6 protein-coding genes and 1 tRNA gene are annotated in these 5,310 nt (G+C 69.3%); 3 read left to right on the forward strand and 4 right to left on the reverse strand.

The window, feature by feature from the left end:
- Positions 1–167: 167 nt before the first annotated feature.
- Positions 168–545 carry an HNH endonuclease signature motif containing protein gene (locus tag VKA86_12555; protein ID HKK72045.1) on the forward strand — a complete coding sequence of 126 codons (378 nt, stop codon included), beginning with the start codon at positions 168–170 and terminating at the stop codon, positions 543–545.
- A gap of 134 nt (positions 546–679) precedes the next feature.
- On the opposite strand, the gene VKA86_12560 is transcribed toward VKA86_12555, so the two are convergent.
- A tRNA-Lys gene (locus tag VKA86_12560) sits at positions 680–755 on the reverse strand.
- A gap of 256 nt (positions 756–1,011) precedes the next feature.
- On the opposite strand from VKA86_12560, the gene nth reads away from it, so the two are divergent.
- On the forward strand, positions 1,012–1,788 hold the full coding sequence (gene nth / locus VKA86_12565) for an endonuclease III (GenBank protein HKK72046.1): 777 nt from the start codon (positions 1,012–1,014) through the stop codon (positions 1,786–1,788).
- A gap of 139 nt (positions 1,789–1,927) precedes the next feature.
- On the opposite strand, the gene VKA86_12570 is transcribed toward nth, so the two are convergent.
- A complete protein-coding gene (locus VKA86_12570; protein HKK72047.1) occupies positions 1,928–2,374 on the reverse strand; it encodes a single-stranded DNA-binding protein in 447 nt (148 codons plus the stop codon).
- Positions 2,375–2,711: 337 nt separating this feature from the next.
- Between VKA86_12570 and VKA86_12575 the strand changes: the two genes are divergently transcribed.
- Positions 2,712–3,719 (forward strand): ParA family protein, encoded by a 1,008-nt coding sequence (locus tag VKA86_12575; protein HKK72048.1) that lies wholly within the window; start codon positions 2,712–2,714, stop codon positions 3,717–3,719.
- Positions 3,720–3,821: 102 nt separating this feature from the next.
- Here VKA86_12575 and VKA86_12580 read toward each other — a convergent pair whose 3' ends face one another.
- Positions 3,822–5,033, reverse strand: coding sequence for an ABC transporter permease (locus VKA86_12580; GenBank protein HKK72049.1), 1,212 nt, complete (start codon positions 5,031–5,033; stop codon positions 3,822–3,824).
- A partial coding sequence (locus tag VKA86_12585) for an ABC transporter permease (GenBank protein ID HKK72050.1) occupies positions 5,030–5,310 on the reverse strand: 281 nt, incomplete at its 5' end. The genes VKA86_12580 and VKA86_12585, both read right to left, overlap by 4 nt.

A 5,310-nucleotide genomic window follows, 5' to 3' on the forward strand; every position in this document is an offset into this window, starting at 1 on the left:
CGGAAGACACGAAGGGGAGTTCCGGTTCCGCGTCGCCGGCGTGCGTGCGTGGGTCGGCCGAGACGAGCGAAGCTGTGCGAGCCGCCCGAGGGGCGACCAGCGGCGACGCGCCGATGCCGGCTTCGGACCCATCTCCCCCCGAGGCTCGCGTCTCCGTCTCGTTCAGCATGACCCGTGAGGACTTCGCCGCTCTGCAGGCCGCGCGCACGCGCCTGAGCCGCACGCGGCCGAAGCCGCTGACCCTGGAGGAAACGATCCGGGTGCTCGTCGCCTTCCACGACGAGCGTCGACCGAAGCCACGCAGGCGGTCGAATCCGCCGACGGCCCGCCACACGCGCCACATCCCCCGCGCCACGCGCGAGGCGGTGTTCGAGCGCGACGGACATCGCTGCGCGTTCGTCGCGCCGGACGGGACGCGGTGTACGGCGACGCACGATCTGCAGATCGATCACGTCGAGCCGTACTGTGAAGGGGGGACGAACGACGTCGGGAATCTCCGAGTGCTGTGCGGGACGCACAATCGGAGGGTGGCGGAGTTCGTTTGAGGGTGGTGTGCTGCCGACGCAGGTTCGGCACGTTCGACGGAACGAACCGGACCCGCGATCGAACACCCGACGAGAATCGGCCGACACACCCGTGCCGGCCGACTCCGCAACGCATTCACATGGCTTTCGATGGTTGGTACGCCGCCAGGGACTCGAACCCCGAACCGGCTGATTAAGAGTCAGCTGCTCTGCCAGTTGAGCTAGCGGCGCACCCGAAAACGTGGCGGGCAGGGGCGGCCGGGGTGACCGCACGGCTTCGCGGAAACCACGACGCCGACCCGAGGGCCGGCGCCGCCTGCCAAGCGACTATGAAGACTAGTCACGGGGTGCCGGGGTGTCAAGGAAGCCCGGAATCGGCCTCGCGAGGCCGCCGGGCACCCGCGCCGCCCCTGCGTCTGGACGCCCGGCCGCCGCCGTGGCACCTTCCCCGACCCACCCGATTCCCCCTGTCCCGCGGACCCGACCCATGGCCGAACGATCCAGCACCGCCCGCGCGAAGAAGAAGACCGCCACCCGCAAGAAGCCCACGGCCAAGAAGCCCACCACCACGAACAAGCCCCCCACCCGCCGCCGGGGCCCGGCCTACCCCACCGCGCCGGGCGCCCCGCGCCGCCGGGTGCCGAACCCGGCCCTGCCCGAGATCCTCGAGGCGCTGCAGCGGGAGTACCCCGACGCCCACTGCGAGCTGAACCACCGCAACGCCTTCGAGCTGCTGATCGCCACCATCCTCAGCGCGCAGTGCACGGACGTGCGGGTGAACATGGTCACCGAGACGCTCTTCGAGAAGTACCCGGGGCCGGAGCACTTCGTCGCCGCGCCGATCGAGGAGATCGAGGAAGACATCCGCTCCACGGGCACGTTCCGCAACAAGGCGCGCAACATCAAGAAGGCCTGCCGGGCGATCGTCGAGGAGCACGGGGGCGAGGTCCCGCGCGACATGGAAGCGCTGAAGGCGCTGGGCGGGGTCGGGCGCAAGACGGCGAACGTGGTCATGGGCAACATCTGGAACGAGCCCGACGGCGTCGTGGTCGACACGCACGTCACGCGGCTGAGCCGCAAGCTGGCGCTCACGAACAAGGAAGACGCGGTGCAGATCGAGCGGGAACTGAACCGGCTGATCCCGCGCGAGCACTGGGTCATGTTCCCGCACTGGCTGATCTTCCACGGACGCCGGGTGTGCAAGGCCCGCAATCCGCGCTGCGACGAGTGCGTGCTCTACGCCTACTGCCCCACCCGCGCCTGACCGGAGCCGGTAGGAGCGACTGACCGGAGCCGGGACGCGCGCCCGACGGCCAGGGGAACACGCGCCCGATCCCGACCGGAACGCACACGGCCGGCCCCGTCTCCGGAACCGGCCGCGCATCGAGACACCGGGAGGTCGATCAGAAGGGCAGGTCGTCGTCGTCGGCACCGGCCGGAGCAGGCGCGCTGCTGCCACTCTGAGCGGCCTGGCTCTGGTTGCCGAAGTCGCCGGAGTCTCCCGACGGAGCCTCGCCGCCGCGGCTGAGCATCTGCATCTCCTGGGCGACGATCTCGGTCATGTAGCGCTTCTGACCGGTCTCCTTGTCGTCCCAGTTCCGGGTCTGCAGACGGCCCTCGATGTACACCTGCTTGCCCTTGTGCAGGTACTGGCCGCAGATCTCGGCCAGTCGGCCGAAGGCGACGATGCGGTGCCACTCCGTCTCTTCCTGCCGCTGGCCGTCGCGGTCGTTGTACTGACGGCTCGTCGCCACGCTGAACGTCGCGATCTGGTTGCCGTTCTGCGTGGTCCTCATCTCCGGGTCGCGTCCCAGATTGCCCACGACGATGGCTTTGTTCACTCCAGCCATGGCTGGGTCCTCCTCGAATGTCTCGGCGGGCGGAGCGACCGCCTCGGCGGTCGGCACTGGCTGCACGTCGTCTGGATCGAGGCGGCAGTGTAGGCACACGGCCGGCTCGGGTCAACGGCCGCGGCACAAGTGTCAACCTGGTGATCGGTCAGGAACCTTGCACATGCTCCGGGACGAAGTCCTACGCCGTTTCTTCGGTTCTGTAAGATCTTGCACCACAACGATTTGGATCTTCGACAAATCGTCGTGTGGAAACGCTCCGCACCCTGGGATAGGTTCCGCTGTCTGCCCCACGCTCCACCGAATCCCTATGGCAACCCGGCAAGGAGCTGACGATATGGCGAGAATCATTGCAGTGGTATCCCAGAAGGGCGGGGTGGGCAAGACGACCACCGCCGTCAACCTCGCGTCGGCCTTCGCCCGTGAAGGCCGCGAGGTGTTGCTCATGGAGATCGACCCGCAGGGCGCAGTGCTCCCGAGCGTGGGATGCGACGACGGCGACGTCCGCCACTCCCTCGCCGACGTGCTGCTCGACGAGCAGATCCCCGCGCTGAGCGCGGTCCTGTCCACGCCCTTCGACGGCATCTCGGTGGTCCCGGCGATCCGTCAGACCGGCTCCCAGGAACTCGACCTGCAGCGGGTGGCCATGGACCATCCGTTGGTCCTGCGCGAAGTCATGGATCAGCTCGCCCCGCGCTACGACGTGGTCCTCATCGACTGCCCGCCCACGCTCGGTCCGCTCATGCGCCTGTGCCTGGCGGCCTCGGACTCCTTCCTCGTCCCGGTCCAGGCCGAGGAGTATTCCTACCGCACGCTCGAACGCCTGCTCCAGACCACCGACGAGGTCCAGCACACGCTCAACCCGGACCTCACCTGTGAAGGTCTGCTGCTGACCATGGTCGACCTCCGCACCCGCATGTCGGTGCGCGTGGTCAACCAGCTGCACGAGAACTACGGCGACAAGGTCCTCATGGGCATGGTTCCGCGCACGGTCACCCTGCAGGAGATGCCGGTCCGCGGCCGTCCCACGGTGGTGCACGCGGGGTCGAGCCGTGGCGGCAAGGCCTACACCGAAGTCGCCCGCGAGCTGCTGGTGAACTTCGAACCCGTCGAATCGACTGCACCGGTCGACGAGACGTCGATCCCGGCCGTGATGGTCGCCCGCCAGGGAGAGGCCGCGATCGAGGACACCCGCTCCCTCGAGGACCTCGGCGAAGAGACCATGATCTCGAGCTTCCCCTCGACGCACTCGGACAACGGCTCCATGTTGAGCACGCGCTGGGGCAGCGGTCACGACGACTTCGAGGCCTGGGGCGACGACGAGTCCGACCGTACGATCAACTGATCCGGTTCGATCGGCCCGCACCCGCGGGATGGGCGCGGGGTCCTTCGTCCGGGGCCCCGCGCACCGCGACCCGCAGACCGCACCGCGACCCGCGCACCGCGCTCAGACCACGCGCAACGTCCGGCTGCCGACCGCCCAGAACACCACACCCATGCCCAGCAGCACCACGATCGGCAGGGCCGTCTGCAGAGCACCCTGCCCGTAGGTGATCACGGTGTGCAGGCCCTGCATGGCCCAGGTCGTGGGGAAGACCTGCCCGATCATCCGCATGGGCTCGGGCATGATCTCGAGCGGCCACCAGGCCCCGCCGAGCGCCGACATGAACAGCCCGAACATCCACGCCAGGCTCTCGGCCTGCTGGGGCGTGCGCAGCAACCCACTGAGCAGGATCCCCAGCGCCGCCACGCACACGCAATAGGCGATCAGCACCGGTGCCACGCCCAGGAGGTGCGGACCCCAGCGGAAGTCCATGCCGAACAGTCCCGCCGCGGCGACCGCCTCGGTGGCGACGACCAGGATCACGGTCTGGGCCAGGCCGAGCAGCGTGAGCCCCAGGGTCTTGCCCATCAGCACCTGCGAGGCCGACAGCGGTGTGGTGGCCAGGCGCCGCAGGGTGCCCTGCTGCTTCTCGCGGGTCAGCGCCTCGCTGCCTCCGATCAGCACGGTCATGATCACGAACATCACGAGCACGCCGGGTACGCTCTGCTGCGTGCCGCTCGGGACGGGACGGCCCGTCCCCGCCGTCTCGGTCGTCACCTCCACCCGGCTGGGCTCGGCCACCAGCGCCAGGAAGCGACCTTTCTCCGCCGGATCCAGACGCGCCAGATCGGCGGTGCCGTCGGGGCCGAGCACCGTCGAGTCGGCGTCGGCCGCCCAGCGCACCAGGTTGCCCAGGAAGCGCACCTGGGCCAGGTGCAGCCGCGCCTGCCCGGCCAGGTCGTACGAGGCATCGCTGCGCGCGCGCGCCCGCAATTCGACGTCGGCCTTCCGGCCGGCCAGCACGTGCGCCGTGAAACTGTCGGGCACGGTCACGGAGCGGGTGCCGAAGGTCGTGGTCTCGGCCGCGGCCGCGCTGAACACGGGCACGTCGAAGTTCTCGCCGCGCAGCTGTTCGACGAAGGCCTGCGACAGGAACTCGCCGTCCCGGTCGACCACGGGCAGGCTCACCCGCGTCGTGCCCGACCCGCCGCCAGAGTTCACGAAGGCGAAGAACACCACGAAGCCCAGCGGCATGAGCACCAGGAAGAAGATGTTGGAGCGATCGGCGAGGTGCAGACGCAGGTCCTGCACCGCCACGTGCCACACCGACCTCATCGCACCACCTCCCGCAGGCGCCGTTGCATGAGCATCTGCCCCACGCCGGCGAACACCACGCCCACGCCGGCCAGCAGGGCCGTGCGCGGCAGCACGTCGGCCAGCCGGCCGTCGCGGACGATCAGGTCGAGGTAGCCCTCCACCGCCCAGTAGTTCAGCGTGAGTCGCGAGAGGTTGCGCACGCCTTCGGGCAGGAATTCGGCGGGGAACATGCTCCCGCCCAGCGCGCTCATGCCCATGACCACGATCCACGCCAGGATCCCCGCCTGCTTCTCGG

The sequence above is a fragment of the Candidatus Krumholzibacteriia bacterium genome, from assembly GCA_035268685.1.
Classification (GTDB): domain Bacteria; phylum Krumholzibacteriota; class Krumholzibacteriia; order JAJRXK01; family JAJRXK01; genus JAJRXK01.

Coding starts and splice junctions, on each gene's coding strand:
- VKA86_12555 (HKK72045.1), top strand. CDS start 168: ATGACCCGTGAGGACTTCGCCGCTCTGCAGGCCGCGCGCACGCGCCTG.
- nth (HKK72046.1), top strand. CDS start 1,012: ATGGCCGAACGATCCAGCACCGCCCGCGCGAAGAAGAAGACCGCCACC.
- VKA86_12570 (HKK72047.1), bottom strand. CDS start 2,374: ATGGCTGGAGTGAACAAAGCCATCGTCGTGGGCAATCTGGGACGCGAC.
- VKA86_12575 (HKK72048.1), top strand. CDS start 2,712: ATGGCGAGAATCATTGCAGTGGTATCCCAGAAGGGCGGGGTGGGCAAG.
- VKA86_12580 (HKK72049.1), bottom strand. CDS start 5,033: ATGAGGTCGGTGTGGCACGTGGCGGTGCAGGACCTGCGTCTGCACCTC.